16 protein-coding genes and 2 pseudogenes are annotated in these 17,251 nt (G+C 50.1%); 6 read left to right on the forward strand and 12 right to left on the reverse strand.

Annotated elements, in window-relative coordinates:
• Positions 1–101 precede the first annotated feature (101 nt).
• Positions 102–995: pseudogene (locus IEX86_RS23600) on the forward strand (transposase); the annotation flags it as partial.
• A 261-nt stretch (positions 996–1,256) separates the two neighbouring features.
• Here IEX86_RS23600 and IEX86_RS23605 read toward each other — a convergent pair.
• The 6 genes from IEX86_RS23605 to IEX86_RS23630 form a co-directional block, all read right to left on the reverse strand.
• On the reverse strand, positions 1,257–3,296 hold the full coding sequence (locus IEX86_RS23605) for an ATP-dependent helicase (protein ID WP_188868617.1): 2,040 nt from the start codon (positions 3,294–3,296) through the stop codon (positions 1,257–1,259).
• Complete coding sequence (locus IEX86_RS23610; protein WP_229685480.1) at positions 3,250–4,278, reverse strand: competence protein CoiA family protein; 1,029 nt, start codon at positions 4,276–4,278, stop codon at positions 3,250–3,252. The genes IEX86_RS23605 and IEX86_RS23610 overlap by 47 nt, the downstream gene beginning before the upstream one ends.
• A 390-nt stretch (positions 4,279–4,668) precedes the next feature.
• Positions 4,669–5,193, reverse strand: coding sequence for a DUF7669 domain-containing protein (locus tag IEX86_RS23615; RefSeq protein ID WP_188868618.1), 525 nt, complete (start codon positions 5,191–5,193; stop codon positions 4,669–4,671).
• Between the two features lie 395 nt (positions 5,194–5,588).
• Positions 5,589–5,936 (reverse strand): type II toxin-antitoxin system ChpB family toxin, encoded by a 348-nt coding sequence (locus IEX86_RS23620; protein WP_188868619.1) that lies wholly within the window; start codon positions 5,934–5,936, stop codon positions 5,589–5,591.
• Positions 5,933–6,187: an AbrB/MazE/SpoVT family DNA-binding domain-containing protein gene (locus IEX86_RS23625; RefSeq protein WP_188868620.1), complete on the reverse strand. Its 255-nt coding sequence runs from the start codon at positions 6,185–6,187 to the stop codon at positions 5,933–5,935. Before IEX86_RS23625 ends, IEX86_RS23620 begins: the two co-directional genes overlap by 4 nt.
• A 74-nt stretch (positions 6,188–6,261) precedes the next feature.
• Positions 6,262–6,519, reverse strand: coding sequence for a site-specific integrase (locus IEX86_RS23630; protein ID WP_188868621.1), 258 nt, complete (start codon positions 6,517–6,519; stop codon positions 6,262–6,264).
• A 545-nt stretch (positions 6,520–7,064) separates the two neighbouring features.
• Here IEX86_RS23630 and IEX86_RS25865 point away from each other — a divergent pair.
• Positions 7,065–7,250 (forward strand): GntT/GntP/DsdX family permease, encoded by a 186-nt coding sequence (locus IEX86_RS25865; RefSeq protein WP_188868629.1) that lies wholly within the window; start codon positions 7,065–7,067, stop codon positions 7,248–7,250.
• A gap of 159 nt (positions 7,251–7,409) precedes the next feature.
• Here IEX86_RS25865 and IEX86_RS23640 read toward each other — a convergent pair whose 3' ends face one another.
• From IEX86_RS23640 to trfA, 6 genes and pseudogenes are all read right to left on the reverse strand, one after another.
• Positions 7,410–8,504, reverse strand: coding sequence for a helix-turn-helix domain-containing protein (locus IEX86_RS23640; protein WP_229685481.1), 1,095 nt, complete (start codon positions 8,502–8,504; stop codon positions 7,410–7,412).
• Between the two features lie 275 nt (positions 8,505–8,779).
• On the reverse strand, positions 8,780–9,877 hold the full coding sequence (locus IEX86_RS23645) for a ParB/RepB/Spo0J family partition protein (RefSeq protein WP_188868623.1): 1,098 nt from the start codon (positions 9,875–9,877) through the stop codon (positions 8,780–8,782).
• Entirely contained in the window at positions 9,877–11,058 is a 1,182-nt protein-coding gene (locus IEX86_RS23650; RefSeq protein ID WP_188868624.1) for an AAA family ATPase, read from the reverse strand. Before IEX86_RS23650 ends, IEX86_RS23645 begins: the two co-directional genes overlap by 1 nt.
• Positions 11,059–11,608: 550 nt before the next feature.
• Positions 11,609–11,994: pseudogene (tnpA, locus tag IEX86_RS23655) on the reverse strand (IS200/IS605 family transposase); the annotation flags it as partial.
• A gap of 170 nt (positions 11,995–12,164) precedes the next feature.
• The gene (locus IEX86_RS23660; protein ID WP_188868625.1) at positions 12,165–12,488 is read right to left on the reverse strand and encodes a TrfB-related DNA-binding protein; all 324 of its coding nucleotides are present in this window, start codon (positions 12,486–12,488) and stop codon (positions 12,165–12,167) included.
• A gap of 517 nt (positions 12,489–13,005) precedes the next feature.
• Positions 13,006–13,983 (reverse strand): plasmid replication initiator TrfA, encoded by a 978-nt coding sequence (gene trfA / locus IEX86_RS23665; protein ID WP_188868626.1) that lies wholly within the window; start codon positions 13,981–13,983, stop codon positions 13,006–13,008.
• A gap of 187 nt (positions 13,984–14,170) precedes the next feature.
• On the opposite strand from trfA, the gene IEX86_RS25245 reads away from it, so the two are divergent.
• The 4 genes from IEX86_RS25245 (at position 14,171) to IEX86_RS23680 (ending at position 17,038) form a co-directional block, all read left to right on the forward strand.
• Positions 14,171–14,344 carry a helix-turn-helix domain-containing protein gene (locus IEX86_RS25245; protein ID WP_229685482.1) on the forward strand — a complete coding sequence of 58 codons (174 nt, stop codon included), beginning with the start codon at positions 14,171–14,173 and terminating at the stop codon, positions 14,342–14,344.
• Positions 14,341–15,315 carry an RNA-guided endonuclease InsQ/TnpB family protein gene (locus IEX86_RS23670; protein WP_229685483.1) on the forward strand — a complete coding sequence of 325 codons (975 nt, stop codon included), beginning with the start codon at positions 14,341–14,343 and terminating at the stop codon, positions 15,313–15,315. Before IEX86_RS25245 ends, IEX86_RS23670 begins: the two co-directional genes overlap by 4 nt.
• Positions 15,316–15,654: 339 nt before the next feature.
• Positions 15,655–15,921 (forward strand): hypothetical protein, encoded by a 267-nt coding sequence (locus IEX86_RS23675; RefSeq protein WP_188868627.1) that lies wholly within the window; start codon positions 15,655–15,657, stop codon positions 15,919–15,921.
• Between the two features lie 901 nt (positions 15,922–16,822).
• Positions 16,823–17,038 (forward strand): hypothetical protein, encoded by a 216-nt coding sequence (locus IEX86_RS23680; RefSeq protein WP_188868628.1) that lies wholly within the window; start codon positions 16,823–16,825, stop codon positions 17,036–17,038.
• Positions 17,039–17,251 lie beyond the last annotated feature (213 nt).

A 17,251-nucleotide genomic window follows, 5' to 3' on the forward strand; every position in this document is an offset into this window, starting at 1 on the left:
ACAGGCATGGTTGTAGCAGTTGCCCTTGGCGCTCATGCTGCATCGCAAGTGATAGGCTCTGGTAAGCCGCTGAACGGTACTGGCCTCCGCGGTCGCCATGCGCGGGTGATGAACCGGTCAACTGGAGCGATCCGGTCCTGAGCACCCGCGCCGTGCGTGGGTACCTCGAGACGCTCGATGAAGAGGCTATGGCCGAAACACTACCGAAGCGCCTGTCGCTGACGGATTCTCAGGCCCGCTGGACAGCTGCTCCAGGCGGCCCAGTGTTCTACGCTTACTCTACGAATTATCTGATCGATACCGAGCACGGCGTCATCATGGATGTGGAACCTACACCGGCTCATCGAACCGCAGAAGTCGAGAGCACCAAGACGATGATCGATCGGGTTGAAGCGCGGTTCGACATCAAGCCGGAACGCCTTATTGGCGACACCGCTTACGGTACCGCGCCGATGCTGGCCTGGATGGTGGAAGAAAAAGACATCGAGCCGCATGTGCCGGTGTGGGACAAAACCGAGCGCAAGAATGACAGCTTTTCGAGCAACGATTTCCACTGGAATGAAGAGGCAGAGGAATACCGCTGTCCTGCCGGCAATACATTATGTAGCGAATGGCGAGCATTCAAGAACGAGCGCTCGCACGTCACCAAAGCCAACACCATCATCTTCCGATCCCGGCAGACCGACTGTGTTGCCTGTCCGATGAAAGCCAAGTGCTGCCCAAATACTGCGTTCCGCAAGATCGCTCGGAGCGTCCATGAAGCTGCGCGTGATGTGGCTCGAAGAATCGCAGCGACACCTGCGTACGTGTGCTCCCGTCACGAACGTAAAAAGGTCGAAATGTTGTTTGCCCATCTCAAACGCATCCTGAAATTGGATCGCCTACGTCTACGCGGCATGAATGGCGCGACCGATGAGTTTACGCTGGCCGCTGCGATGCAGAACCTGCGACGGCTGGCCAAATTTAGTTCACAAGGGCCACCGGTTACGGGATAGGTGCGTCTGCACTCAGCAAAAAACCTCAAATTAACCACCAACTGAGCAGCAACGGTCAACGAAGGGCCGAGGAACCACTCAATGTGGTGGGTCGGTTCTTAGGCGATGATCGTGGCTGAGTTCACGTCAGCTGAAAATTCGACTTTTTCAACAGAATCGACCCATAGCTGCCGTTCGCGAAGGGTGAGGATCGGCCAGAAATATAGGCTGGGAATGTCTGTCGCACCGGGGGTAGTCCAGAACACAAACGGTTTCTGGGGCTTAGACTTTTAGCCGCTTAAGATCTCTTAGATACCATTGGTGAAATTTGCTGAATTCTGGCGTCTGCTTTTCTGCTGCGTTGTTATAGATCGCATCACTGGTAACCGCACAAGCAGTACATCCAGCCTCATAGACGAACCGAGTAGCTATAGGTGACTTCGTCGGGGAGCTATCCCAACGCTTGTTAAGCCACAAAGTTAGCCCTTCATCAAGAGGGGCAACCATATGAAGCTGCTGTTTTGTGCGAGTGATTCCGACATAAAACAACCGACGCTCTTCCTCAATTTCTTCCTCAGTCGGAGGGTTATGCATCGATGTGTGCACGTTATAAACATCATCGGGTTTGCCGCCAGGAAACTCTTTCTCATTCAGACCGATCAGCACCACGTTATCCCACTCTAGACCTTTGGAACCATGCAATGTTGAAAGGATGAAGGGTTCGCGGTCAGCCGAAGTTTCCACTGAATTCAGGATAAGATTTAAAAACGTGCGGGAGTCGATTTTGCTCGATTCTAGTAGCGCTTCAATTCTCACAACTCCTCGTTTTAGATCGTTTGAATCAATACGTTTTACTCCTCCTGAACCGATACAATCTGTGAAACCTGCCATATTCAGACGCCTCAATACATCAATAGCAGGAGTTTTCTCTCCATCTTTCTGGCAGATTGTGGCGAGCCTTTCCAGTCGATCCTTTTGGTAGGATGAGCCTTCGAATAGTTTCCCCAGAACAGACCATAGATCGGCATAGGGAGCCATCAAAAAATTAAGTGCAGTTTTGAATTGCCCCTGCTGCCAATTGAAACCAGCCTCTTTTAAGAAGCCGTAGACCATAGCCCGTTTGTTGGGGTAGTTCTCGAGCTGTTGCAAATTGCCGTAAACACACAACAATACGCCTACCACCAACATACCGACTTCAGTGCGGGTGTGTAATGAAGGTGAATCATTGAGATAGCGATAAGGGAGTCCGCACAGGCGTAAAGCTAGTTCGGCTTCGGCAAGATTCGCCTTGGTCCGAGACAGGATGGCTTGTGTGCCACGGTTTACCGAAAGGTTTGATAGCACTTCGGATAAACAATTATCAAAGTGCAATTTCACCTCTGTTTTTGGGGCGCTGGGGTGACTGACACAGAGCCTAGTCAGCTTCGTAGAGTTTCGCCGAATTACCGAGTTGGCTATCAAGGAAAGCTCATGCCCAAATCGGAACGTGCATGAAAGCTGAAACACTTTTGTATTTTGGTAATGCTTCTCGAACAGACCACCGATGAAGTCTGGTCGAGCACCGCGCCACTCGTATATACACTGGTTGATATCACCAACAGCCATAACTGACGTATCTGATTTAGATAGCAAGCGAGTCATGTCATGCTGTATCAGGTTAACATCCTGATATTCATCCACAATGATGTGTTTGAAGTGGGCTCCAGAGCTGGTGTCATTACGCAACACTGAGACAGCCTCAATCAAACAGTCATCAAGGGTTCGCAGGCTGTTTTCCTCTAGTAACTCGCAATAGCGGCTATAGGCGCGAATAAACTCCCGTTTTATGTTGCTAAAAGTAGGATCTGTAGCTGCATCAACTGGCGTTACAAGCGCCGCCCGACAGCGAGCGATAAACAGCTCGAAGTTTTCAATTTCATTGGGGGGAATGTAACTCGCCTCATGGCCAAAACCATGGCGGTAAGCCTGCTTAACCAGTTGCTCATAGCGGTAGTTGTCCGGAGTAAGGAGGTCTTTCTTCCTGATTATCTGTTGACGCTCTCCGTAACCAACGATCTTCAAAGCCAAACCGTGGAATGTACGAACTTCTGGAATGACAGTCGACTTTAATGCCGTCTTCAACTTCTCGGTGAAGCTTAGCTGCGCAGACTTGTTGTACATAAGGATCAGAATGGAACGAGGGTCAGTCCCCGTCTTAACCAGCCGTTCAACGCGCTTTACGAGGGTGGTTGTTTTCCCGCTACCAGGTACGGCTTTAACCAGCGCATGTCCGATGTCATGGCTGACAATACTTTTTTGCTCCCAAGTTAGCTTTTTGGTCATGCATCAACCTTGTAACTGGCGCACTGACGCGCTTCAGTATAAGGAACCTGTTTTGCTTTACTGCGACATTGCAGATAGCCGTCCTCCCATCGGCCAGCTTGTTGGCACGTAATGCAGTTAGGAAATAGCGCATGAGGATCGGCATGACGGATAAAAGTTCGTAGGTTCTCCGCCAGCTCAGCCCCCCGAGCGACTTAGGCCATGTGTTAACGTATGAGCTGGTTAATAAGTCAACTTCAGCGAGAGGCATTATTTGCTCGTTTAGTCGGCCGGAATCACTCAGGCTCCAGACAGACATCCCTACGTTACCAACTGAGCAGGGACCGCTACAGCTATCCACTACTTGTGATGGCGGACGCCAGTTGAATGCGTTTAGGCGCTTATCCTTGGTTGAATATGACCCGCTAAGCAACATCTGGATGTCAGCGGCAGATTGAACCTTAAACTCAAGTATGGGGATGCCGGTATCAATCTTCTCTTGAGAACAGGGGTGCGTAACACAGATCTCTATATAACAGCGCCTTTTGCCTGCTGTATCACGCAACATCACGTCTGGTTGCAGCCCGGTAGTCCTATCGCGTTTTTCCAGCTCTGCCAGATCGAAAAATTTAGTCATGTTGTAGCGTGCGGGCACTGATTCCAAGCACTGACTTGTTTTGTCTCTGACTAAGGCTAAACGAGCTCCATTGCAGGAAACCCTTCGCTCTAACTCTAAGCTAATTGGCACCGCACGGCTGAGAGCTTGTTGGTAGCGATAGAAGAATGCTTCTTTGCCGCACTTGTGAAGGTAGGTTTCGAGGGCGCAGCATTCTTCCGAGTGACGAAAGTGCTTAGCGTTGATTTCGCCTAGCACCGGTGTGAGGGGGCTTTTGCAACCTGGGCAGGTGTAAGTGTGTGAGCGCAGAGCATCGCTAATGTGCGTGAGTGTGCCCTGGCCATTTAGGGCGTAAGCGTACTGTATTGAGCTAGATTGAGTGGTCATGACTGCGTGCCTCCCAAAAAATCCGGCTAACGACAGACCTTACGGCAGGCAAGTGGTAAGTAGTGTTTCTTGAGGCTGCCGAGTGTACAGCAGTCTAGTGAAAATGCTATTCGCCTGCTCTACAACCCAGTGATGTTAATACCCCCGCATTTTCTAGATACATCCGACAGGCAGCTACTGGCCGGTATCAGCCACACAGTGCTGGTAGTTACAGGTTGTCCAAACAAATTAATTGGACACGATCAAGGCTCTACGTAACGGCTCTTGTGACCACGACTTTTCTACCTCAGCTTCCTGAGGGTGAAGTAAAGGCATGGCTGGTTGGCCTATAGCCAAAACATGTAGCCCGCGTCAGTTCGATAACGCACAGGCTGTTGTCGCGGTCGACAGCTAAAATGTCGATACGACGGCCGTCAGCATCGTACGGACATCATCCTCATCAATGTAGAGACACAGCCCAGGTTCGATGATGGACAAGTTTTCGGCCAGATAGCGCTGTAGATCCTTTTCCAGCAAGAATTCACTTGATCCGGGCTCGGCTTCGAACTCCGATAGATCCGACTCGGCCTCCTGCTCTTCCCCTTGTTCAAGTTGTTGAACTGCATCGCCTTTCACGAGTTCGCGGATCGGTGCAGGGTCTTGCCCGGCTACATAAAGCCTGTATTGGCCTGGACCCACCTTGAAGAGCAGATCATCTGACGCTTTTGTAGATGGGTGATGCAGCCTGCTCGGGTCATTCGTCGAAGCCTGCACCAGATGAGCACGGATGCTTCCTTTGGTCAGCAGAGGCCAATGATCGGTAAACCATTGCAGCGCCCTAGCGGCAGTAAATACCTGACCAGGCTGGATGTCCCACTCCAACAGCATGTCCTTGAGAATTTCCCTCGCGGTTTTTTCGTAGATCTGACGTCCCATCAGCTCTTTCCTGCTCGATCCTGGACAGCGTGCATCGTGCCCCTCTACGGCCTCGGCCCAGCGCATGGCTGGGCTTGGTGTGCACCTCGTGCAATTTTCAGTACTTGTAATAGGGCCACATCTTTCGGCGCTCACGCGCTTTCTCGCCAGGCCATATCGCGGAGAGATGATTCCACTTTCTGATGGCCTTTTGAGCGTTAACTGGCCGTATGTAGCTCTAGGCATCAACGCGAACCCTGCATTCCGAGCATGCAAAAACGTATCCCGGATGCACGTCTTCGTAGTTGCACGATGAGCGGGTATAAGCGTTCATGCTGACCTAAGCGCCGCATTCGGGACATTCGTTTAGCGTTGAGGTCACACTCATAGCACTGATACTCATCATGTTTTCCTCGCTACTCAAACAGTGCCTGGACACGGGCCAAGGCGTCTTCGATCACTACATCAGGTACGGCCTCGATACGCTTAGCGCCGCGAGCCTCAAGATCAACCGAGCGAATCTGGTTACACAGAATCACGCCCTGCGTTTCGGTGCCTGCTCCGCTCAGCGTCACAGCAAATCCGGCGTAGCGGGCGAAATCGCCGCCTTGCGTGATCGGCGCGATTACTGCAAGACCTGTCGCATTGTAAGCTGCTGGGGTAAGCACCAGGGCTGGACGGAAATCGCCCTGCTGCTCTCGACCTGCCGTTGGGTTCAGATTCAGGCGCACTATGTCGCCACGACCGTACTTCGCTCGCTTCACGCTTCACGTCCCACAGGCTGCATTGCATTCCAAGCGGCAAGCTCTGCTGACTCCGGCGCGCTCAGATCGCACTGAGCCATGAGATCGGCTAGCTTGTAGTGCGGCTTGGCTTTCGCCGGTTTCAGCGTCATCGCTTCACCCGTGATATCGAGGCTCAGCACATTGCCCACGTTGATACTCATTTGTTTGAGCACGGTGGCGGGCAGCCGAATCGCCGCGCTGTTGCCCCACTGTTGAACTTTGACTTCCATAAACACCTCGCTAGTGTAGAAACATTGTAGATACGCCACACAAGAAACGCAAGGCATAGGTAGATACAATGTTTCTACAGTGCCAGCTCGTAAGCTCGCCGTATAGTGTCCTGATCAATGCTCATATAGGGCTTGCTGTGATCCAGACACTGATGTCCCAGGATAGCCTGTACCGTATCTACATTGCCCGTTGCAGCTAGCACCCGCGCTGCCAGCGTTCGTCGGCCTGAGTGGCTGCTGCCGCCCTTGATGCCCGCCTGACGGTAGAGCCTGCTTATGGTCTGCTGTAGAGCGTCACAGGGGCGATAGACCTCTGGCCCTGAGTCCAGCATGTAGTGCTTGAGCTTGGCAGCCTACGGCTGCAAATTGGTCCGTGCCCGCTTTAGCAAGATATCGCCTGGACTATATCCAAGCTCATGTTAGGTGAACCGCTGATAGGTGAATCGTTTGATCCAGTCGATAGGTTGAGGGCATTGAGGAAAGCATCTTTTCTTGAGACTTCTGATGGGCAGCATGTAACGGATACCTGTCTTGAGTAGTGGACTCAAGAACGCGAGATGGCACCAAGCTTGCCGACACTGAGCGCAGCCGCTGTCATCGTTGATGAAGCTCCAACAGGGCTTGCTGCATCACGGTCCTCTGCGCGGACGTTAGGTTTTGGACTTGTGTTGTCGTTTATTCCATTGCCCATCGTCCTGATATTGATGGGTACTTGGCAGGCTCTCCTCTGTCTCCAGGATCGCTTGTCTATGACGTCCTCACCCAGCTGGGCGCTCCTTTGATCGCGGTGTTGGTCGACTCTAAGCTGTGCACCTATGTTCTTAGCGTGAGTCGTAGCTGGACCGCTGAGCAGGTCACCAATGTTATTGGATAAGCGCTGCAGAGTGCGGCCATTGTTATCCTTATTCGCGGGGCCAGCGGCGTATTTAGCAAAGTGCTGGTTGATATGGGCATAGGCGCTAGTTTCGGAGATGCTTCGCTTCACCGTCATCGTTACAGGTTAAGTGAACCACCGTTTAACTCCGCGGAGAACCCTCGAAATTATAAGCAAGCTGCAGTCTAAATTGCAGAGTTTTACCTTGTTAATCTGACGCCTGTTGCAAAGGCTTTTCGCGACATCGCATTGCTGCCAGAAGTGTTTCAGCCCAAATTAAATGCCAGCTGCAACCGTGTAATTAGAACTTCTTGCTACGGTTTTCATGCGAAATAAACCATTTGGAAATCAAACAACAAAACGGGGCGCTGTCCAGCGTCCCTCGCGTATGAGTTTCAAGGCTATGTTAATGGCTTTGGCTAGGTTGAATTTAGCGAGACTTCCTTTCTCTATCGCTACTGCAATTTCATCAACATACCGCCACGGATCTGAACTAAACGCTTTGCGCTCCTTGATTTGACGATAGATCCAGAACCGAAGTCCACCGGGCTCGCTTGTTGTTATGTTATTGTCTTCCTTCGGAATACTTTCTTGGCTCGCAAATCTGCTATCCCGATCAAGTGCAGATTTGCCACCCTCTTCCGCTTTACTGCCGTGCGCGCAGACTTCGCTATCCAGTGGTGTAACGACTCGGTTTTGCACCTCATGTTTATACCCATTGACTTCAGATTTACTCACTGCCTGTTTCTGGGAGATATGAGGGTGTCTGACTCGCGATCGAATAGCATTGAGCCGCTGGGCTAGTTTGCAATCGCGGGCAGATAAATCACTCTTTTCTTCAACTGTAGTTGACGCAACGTCGACGCATGGTCGTATTACTGCTGATCCTGATACCTTAACGTCGTCGCCATGTAATAGATCTGTTTGTTCGCAGTTATTATTTTTACAGACGTCTACGGCATTCACCTGAATAGGGTTTCCTATAGTAAATCCGTCTACGTGCCTATCACCTATAGCTACGTCACTTGATTTAGATTCACTTGTTTGATTAAGACGTCTACCTTTTCGATCGGGTATCTCCTTTGTGATAAGCGCAACGACCTGTGCTGGAGCAGTAGCTCTATAGATGGAAGGTAGCTGTCTTTGGTTTACGTCATATTGCTCATCAACTACTAGATAGCCATTTCCTTGAAGCTGGTTGACGTAACGTCTGACTGAGTCAACTGACTTACCAAGCCTTTTAGCCAAAAAACCTAACGTCAGTTTACGTTTACGCTCGGTCTCTAAAGCGCACAGCTCCCAGAGTGAAAACCATAAAACCTTTGCTCCATCGCTTAACGTAGACGTACTGACTACGTGACGCATAAGAGGAGCACTTAATAGCCTAAATTCCTTGTGTTTTAACAGAGCGTCTATAGCTGTAGACGTAGCAGCGAGGGTCATGGACTTTTCTCCAGGCATAAAAAAACCCGCCTGTTGGCGGGTTCTGGGGGAGGGCTTTTCTAGCCCCGGGCCAAGTGGTATTGGTTTACCTGGCGGGGCGTTCGACGGTCGTTTGGGTGAGCCTGCTATTCGATGCTCATCAAAGGTTGTAGGCCTACAACCTGAATCAATAGCTGTAGTTGTAGGCCTACAACCCTGATCCGTAATTAAAGAAAAAGGCCTACTACTCTTCGCAAACAAAGTGGTTGTAGGCCTACAACTTATATTGGTGATAATCATTCGCATTTAAAGGCAGCCTTCAGTCGGGCCTCAACTTCTTCTTCTGAAAGGTCTCGGGTAAGGTCTTTCGCTAACGTGACACTCCAGACGCCGCGTTCTGTTCGGCGCATGGAAAATAGTTTATTGCCGGAGGCATCAAGAACAGATTTGGTACCGCTAGGGCAGGGGCTTGAGGTGCGTGCAGCCTCAACAGTTCGCGTCAAAGCCTTGTCTGCCATTTTGCCGCTTTGAATCAGTGCGGCGTTGGCAACAATATGTTCGATATTGGCTTTGTCTTCTGCAAGGCTAAGAATCGCCTTGACCGTGCCTATCCCTACCTTTGCAAATGAGCCTACTGCCGAGGCGATTTCATTTGGGATACGGTTGTAGATCATGATATTTGAAAGGGTGGCTTTGTTAAGCCCTAAATGAGCGGCGAGGGCTGCCTGGCTGGGATAAACACCCATATCTAGAGCTTTCTTGTAGCTCAAGGCGCGTGCCCAACTGGAGATATCCTCGCGTCCGGCATTCTCATTGACCATGGCCTGATAGGCCCCTTGATCAGTGAGCTTACGAACAAAAGCCTTAACCTTTAGCCCTAATTCCTTGCAGGCAGTCCACCGACGACGGCCATAGATCAGCTCGTAGCGTCCGCCTTTTTTAGGCCGTACAAGTATGGGGACGATCTGGCCATGCTGATTGATTCGTAAGGTCAGGTCACTTATGTCGCCAAACTCGTCAACAGGGCGATCATTCAACTCCCACTCATCAATAAGATCTGGATCAAGCTCAACAATAGTGTCTTCGTTGGCTGCTTGTCTGGAAGATTTATCTTTGGTGGGCTCAGCCGCGGCTGGAGGAGTAGGGGAGGGGGTGACTTTACTTACATCTTGCTCGAAACGCTCTATAGCTGAAGGGGCGGAAGCATAGCTGGAAGATTCTTCTTTAGCTGATACGGTCTCGGCCTTCGCGTGCTCTGGCAATGTTTCTGCAGGTTGAGAGTCGGCGTAGGGCTTCTTTATCCGAGCCTGTGCGGCTGCACGCTTTTCCTCTCGCTTACGGTTGAGGTCATTGATAAAGTATCCCGCAATTCCAGGTATTGGGTGATCAGTCATCACTCAACTCCCTTGACCGCTTCGGCCTGTCTATTCCAGAGAAGTTTGAGATCATCGATAATTTCGTTGTTTACGGCGTCTATGATGTCGATGGCTCTCTGATACTGGCGACGGTTGTTCTTGCCTTTTACCTGGTCGTAAACAGAGGACATTTCGGCGCTAGCCTTTTCTATCTCTGCCGTCATGCTTACGACATTATTCAGTACGTACTCGCCATAGAGTTTGCGAATACGATTCTCAACAAGCGCAGAGCCTTTGTTCCCCGGATGCTTGGTAATAACGATGCGAAGATAATCAAGGCTCTTCTCTAGGGAGGCGAACAGAGAGGTCAAAGTGGTTGAAAGCATTACGAAGGAGGCGTGGTCGTAAGTACTGGGCGGTATCGGAATAAGTACGGCATTGCACGCAGCCATCGCGTTTAAGGAAGCTGCGCCCATATTCGGGCCGCAATCAAGCAGGATGATGTCGTAATCCTCCCGTACCACTTCAAGCGCTCTTGAGAGTCGCTCAGCTGGGACACCGAGCCTGTCTTCATTTTCACGGTCCGTGTAGAGAAACTCTAACGATTGGAGATGAAGATTGGACGGGACGAGGCGGATGCCCGGGAAGTAAGAATCGCAGATAACAGACTTAATGAGCTGCGGATCCTTGGTCATCGCATTATTAATGATATCGTCCGGACCCAGCTCCATATCTGGGATTAATGGTCCCAGGTTGAATGTTGTCGAGGCCTGTGGATCAAGATCCACAACTAAAACACGTAATCCATCAATGGCTGCTTTCTGCGCCAAATGTACTGTTGTAGTAGTTTTTGCTACTCCACCTTTGAAATTGCTAACTGCCAGGATGGCTGCCTGAGAACCTGTGGGCCGCTTGTATCGAGTACCATATTTTTCACGGAAGTAATTGATGTCATCCAGTGAGTACACCCACGCACCACGCGCATCTTTCTGACGGACATCCTGGTTCATTCGCAAACTGTTGGGATGACGACCAATTAGCTTGGCGGCTTCGGTAATGGACCAGATACGAGCCTGCTTTTGCTCTTCTGGGCTGATGATAGAAGTACGAAGAGATTCCAGTTCCTCGTTTCCCTCAGCTGAGAACTTTGCGAAAAGCTGCGCAGCATTCTCAACGCCCAGGACTATTGAGGAAAGAGGCTCTTTAGTGACATCTCTCATGCCGACTCACCTTAGCGTAATTGGTTAAAAATATATTCTTGATGATAGACAGAACGGCATTGGTAAGTAAAGCATAGATATGTGCTAATTACCTTACCAATGGCATTTAATAAGGACTATCGCAACATAAGGTTAGCCTGTGAAGGTCAGCCCCTTTGAAGTCCAGCCTTCATAACTGGTTAATCCGGGTACCAGAATGCATTGGCTTCCAAGATGTAGTTTATCTGAGGTTTGGCCCTAAATAATTGCTGACTGGCAGCAATTCATAAGACTGTTTTGCGAAATGGAAAACGAAAGTCCAGAAGCAACTACTTTGCCAGTTGCCTCCAGGAAAGCTTCAAACAATCGCATTGCGCAGACCGGAGACCGGAGACGAATAGACAGGGCGGTGATAGAGTCATCAGAGCGGTTTCCAACGTTAAAGTTTGATCACCTTATTGTCGTTAGCTGCCTGATATCCGGAATAGACGTTTCCCGCTATTTACCACTTTTGCGCGAAAAATCCTGTACTTCTAGTGCAGGGACGGATAGCACGGAAGGCGCAGCCTTCCTATAGCGGTCTGGCTTGCTGTTCAATGAATTTCTTTACTGCCGAAAGCGGGACCCCTCCCACGCTACCCGCAAATCGCTAGGACTTCATAGGGCATTGTGTTGATAGGCCTTGGTGACTAGTTCGGGATGCAACTGCTTCATGCGCCGACTAGACGTCCCTTTCAAGCTGTTAACCAGTTTAGGGAGAGGAACTTTCGGCGGGTACGTCACTAGCAAGTGAACATGATCTGCCTCCCCGTTAAACTCCAAAAGGTCTGCCTCAAAGTCTGGGCACACCTTCCAAAACAATACCTCTAGCGTCTCCAGATGTGCATTTGAAAAGATGCTTCCTCTATAAGACCAATGAGCATGAAGCTTAAATACACAGTGCCTACCTGTTCTAAGCCAGAATAGAAGCGCTGCGCGCTTCCCGCTTGTATCCCCGCCCGATTAGGCGAGGGTTTACGCGGAATTCTGCTAAAAACCGTAGCAACCAATTAACCATCTAGTTTTAAATCTAGAGGTGCGTTCATGGGTTAAGCACTTAACTATTAAACAAGGTCAACAGCCGTACATTACCTCCCTTTGTTTGCAAGGTTTTCACGGGCTGTGTGTTCCATTTGCTTAACATGTTCTGCGAGCTCAGGGGGGAGGGTGACAAAGACCGTAACCCACCCTGATGGCTTCGCTCCATACTTAACGTGCATCTCGTAGGTTTTTTTCACCATTTGCGACACAGCTTTTTCTGTAACATCCAGTTCTGCCGCTATATCCTTTTGTTTGCAACCTTCAACCAGGATCTGGCGCATCGCTTCTATGTTGGCAGGCTTCCAGCGCGCTCCGAAGTGTGGGCGCAGGAGGTCGAATTCCTCGGGTGATAGGGGTTCGCGTTTTCGCATCTGCTGGCCTCGGGTGCTCCATACCAACTCCATTTTGCTGGTTATTATCCAAGTTGCCGCTTGGAAAACACAGTATAAGGGAATTTATGTATTCAGAGGATATTTAAATTTACCCTTTCTGGCAAATCTACAGAATGCTATCCCGTTGTTTTCAACAATAATTTAATTTAAGTGATATCAGTTTAACCATTCCTGTAGCTACAGATAACATAAAACTGTTTAGGAATTAGCGATGCATTGTTCACAGCTCTTATCCCTATCCTTAAAAAAAAAGAAAGAAATAAGGATCTTGGTTAAAGAAGGTTAAAGCGGTTAAGGACTTATCTATAGGTATAAGCTATTGATTTATATGGGATTTTTTAGGGCGCTACAGAATGCTATCCCGATGAAACAGAACGCTATCCCGACTCAAGACTTATAAGCTGTCAGAAGAAGGGCAGGGTAGGGCGCGAATAGAAGGAGCGTTCCGATAGGTCTTTTCAGATTCCGCAGCAGAACGCTCTGCTTGTCACTCAGGCTACAGCTTTTCCCATGCAGCTTGCTCCTGATCGCGGGTGCTCATTTCTAACCGCTGATCCTTGATGATCTCAAGCCGGGCCAGCTCATCCAAAGCCTTGGTAAGCGCACCCCGAAACTTGTAAAGAGGGCTGCTGTAGCACATCCACTCTCTCAGATAGTGCAAGCCGATGCGGTGGGTACTCTTCTGGTGGGTAGAAATGTAGTTTTGAAGCCATTTGGCCATATCGCGCTGCTTGGCGATAGCCAGACGTTTGTCCCAGTCCACCAGGCCGAACTGATGGTTCTTGAACAGCTCAATGACCCTTGGATCCAGACGTAGATAGTACTGATCGACAGTCTCATCGAGGTCATAACCTGCGATGAGATGGAAAAGCCTTTCTCTGGTCTTTCCTTCCTTTTCGCCTTCAATTCTGATTGGGCCAGCTTCGATCTCAAGTGCTCCCAGGGATAACCTGCGGATGCTCTCGTGCAGCCATTTGTAATCTCCCTTCCCTGTGCTTCTTCCCATCGAGCGCAAGAACGCGCCCCGATTGATAAAGAAGTTGGTACCGACGGGGTGTTTCTTTTGCTCAGCCAGCGCTTGCATGAATACGTCAGAATCCGCCATATCAAGCTGCCTGCCGGTGTAGAAAATTTTTATGTCACTTCGGCCAGCAATCAATTCCCTGTCATAGAGGGGACGATTACCGGCTGCGATAGGCGCAAAGAGTGAAGTTCTTGCCAGCGTATTAGGGATGGCTCGCTCTGCTTCCCCATAAAGTGGCAACATCAACTGATACTGAGATGCTTCCAGGTCAGGAGCAACAACATCGGGTTTCTCGCTGGATAGCTTTTCCTTTTTAAGTAAGGGCGTCTTCGGCTGGGATGGCTCTGCTTCCGAAAGCTCAGTGTTGTCGGTGACAGTACTTTTCCTTGCTGCTGCTTTTAGCTGCATGACAATTATGCGAGCGGCATTCCCTGTTGCTTTCGGAGTCATAGCATGATCCCACGGTCTATCCAGATCGAACTTGGTCGTGTTGTGATTCTGCACGTATCATTGCACTTAGTCATAACTTTTACTTGAGATACCTCGTACTTCAAGTCCGCAGCGCGCAAGGCCCCTTTTATCGCTTCCTGCTGATGACCAATTTCTATCTCACATCAAGTTTTGTATGTTGTAAGGCATGACTAAACGCGCCTACAAATACCGGTTCCACTCAACAGCTGAACAAGCAGAGCTGCTTGCAAAGACGTTTGGCTGCGTGCGTTTGGTCTACAACACCCTGCTTCGCTGGCGCACCGATGCGTTCAAAAGGAGCAGCAGAAAATTGGCTATGCCGCTGCTAGTGCCTATCTGACCGCCCTCAAGAAGCAGCCGGAACTGGCGTTCCTGAATGAGGTTTCTTGCGTCCCTCTTCAACAGTCCCTGCGCCACCAGCAGAGTGCGTTCAAGAACTTTTTTGAAGGACGGGCCAGGTACCCTACCTTCAAGAAAAAGCGAAACCATCAATCGGCAGAGTTTACGGCATCAGCATTCAAGTATCAGGATGGCAAATTATACTTGGCCAAGAGCACCGAGCCATTGGCGATCAGATGGAGTCGCGCCCTGCCGTCTGCCCCTTCTACCGTGACGGTTTCAAGGGATGCCGCCGGGCGCTACTTCGTCTCGTGCCTGTGTGAATTCGAATCTCAAGCCTTGCCCGTCACGCCGAAAATAGTCGGCATCGATATGGACCTTAAGGACTTGTTTGTCACCTCCGACGGCATGCACACTAGAAATGCTCGCCATACAGCCAAATACGCCTCCCGGCTGGCATTGGCACAACGCCGTCTGAGCCGTAAGGAGCTTGGCTCTGCCAATCGAGCCAAGGCCCGCCAGAAGGTTGCGAGGATTTACGCCAGGATCGCTGATTGCCGACTCGACGGTTTGCACAAGCTGTCACGCAGACCCATCAACGAAAACCAAGTGGTCTGTGTCGAAAATCTTGCTGTAAAAAACATGATCAGAAATCCCAGACTGAGCAAAGCCATCGCCGACGCGGGTTGGGGTGAACTGGTCCGTCAGCTGCAATACAAGGGCGCCTGGGCAGGCAGGCAAGTGGTCGCCATAGACCGCTCGTTTCCCAGCTCAAAGCGTTGTTCTGGCTGCGGGTTTGTAATGGACTCGATGCCGCTTAGTGTCCGCTCTTGGGTTTGCCCTCAATGCAAGGCAGAACATGACCGCGACGTGAATGCCGCCCTTAATATCAAAGCGGCCGGGCTGGTCGTGTTAGCCCTTGGAGCGAATGTAAGCGGCAGAGGTCAAGTACCTGTGTCCTGTTCGCAGTGAATTGGGAATCTCCGTCCTTTAGGGCGGGGAGCAGTCGAAACTATTACCGACTCCGTAGTTGTGACCAGAAGCCCTGTTCCGGTTGCCGCCGAACGGAGCTTTGCTTTTTTGCCCTAAAAAACCCTGCAGCGCCAGTTTAGGTAAACTTTTATGGTAAGTATAGAGAAGTATAAACCTTGATTGCAGGATATGGCGCACTACCGGAGGGTTTGTAAGCACAGGAATTGTTTTCTGTTGCTACAAAAGCATCAAAAGTGTTGGCCTTGAATGCTATCAGCCGTGCCAAAACCTTCACGTACAGCTACGATATTGCCTAATCGGATACTACAGAGAGAATCAGTGGACGCAATCGACGAGCATCAGCTTTTTGATTTTGCGCGTAACGGTGCAATTTCTCATATGACCATGCAGGAAATGGAGCCTGGCCGGTATTGTCTGGTGGTTGCGCTTACATGGCGGACAACAGGGGAGTGTGTTCTTTATAACGCGCGTAAGTCACCCAGGACGTGGGCCAACCTCAATACGCTGGCTGAATATATCCGCAGGCTCGAGGGTCCACGCGCACCTATCATTCTGGAATTGTATTCGGCGGAGGAAGAGAGCTAAACGATGTACAGCCTGTACATCGATCGTTCCGATGTCTTTTTAGAAAGTACATTCTGTACATTGTAATACCAGCCTGTATGAAGCAATATCCCATTAGTCTCCCCCTGAAACCCCTCCCATGAGCCTTTTTCCTTCCTTTTTCTTTTTTTTTCTTTTCCTACATCTTTCCTTCTTTAGGGGCGGTTGGTTGGGGAGGGGGATTTCGATGTATAAGACATACGGCTGGTATTATGGATGTATAGAATGTACAAAGTGACCGTACTTTAATACTACTAGCTTACCCGCTATAGATTCTGATTCATCCTGCTACGCCCTTTTATGCGAGTTCTGAAAAAGTACCTGCGCGGAGATTTTGTGCTAAATAAAAGGTGTTTAAAGTACGCAAATGACCCTACGCATGTCATACCCCACAATAACGTTATTTCATGTGACCTCGATTGAAAGGGCGCGAAGTATTATGGCCTCCCAGCAGTTCAAGCCGGTAGACCATGCACCTCATTGCTCCGATTCAGGCTTGAACGCAGGCATTGTTGGCGAGCCTCTATCAAGCCAGCAATACGAGCACCATGGTGCAAAGTTGATAATGGAATGGTCAGTCCCCGTTATTAGTGGTGCAATCAGGGGCAACCCATTTCCTTTGCCTATAGATACCTTGTACAACGCTCAACCATGGCGTGTTGTCGTTTCTCACGGTACAACTCAATACCTAAGAGCAGTCGACATCCAGTGTTCTGATAAGGCATTGATGGAAGACGCAAGACATCCCTGGTATTGCCTCACCGAGGGGATGCAGGAGCGATAGAGGCTTAGTGAACTCAAAAAGCGCAGAAATAGCATCAAGCGGCTGGTCAAAGATAAACCCAGCATCTGCGTCAAACCTTAGCGCAAAGGATAACGACTTATGGGGCTATCATTAAGCAAGCGTATCGCACTCTCTCATGACCTACGCAAAGTAGGGGTAGCGGGCATTTCTATTGGCATCGTCAGCCTGTTGTTTATGAGCCAGCTTGCTGAAATCGGTCTTGGCTCGTATTGGCTTTCGGGCCTGGCACTGGCCTTAGGACTGGTGGCATGGATAGCAGGGTTGGCGCTCACGGCTTCTGTGAAAGGGGCCTGAACAGAACGGCTAAAGCTTCTTGCGTTCGCGCCGATAACCTTAATATCCACGAGGTCTCGTGCGAATGGTCCGGTACATCGTTCAGAGAATCTTTAGCCCCTTATTGAACTGAACTGACCCCCGAATGTTGGACACAACCTTCGGGGTTCTTTATGGCGAAGTACTCGCTTCACTTCAAACGCCAGGTCGTCAGAGATTACCTGGAAAGCGCTG

This window comes from Pseudomonas asuensis, assembly GCF_014646755.1.
Classification (GTDB): domain Bacteria; phylum Pseudomonadota; class Gammaproteobacteria; order Pseudomonadales; family Pseudomonadaceae; genus Chryseomonas; species Chryseomonas asuensis.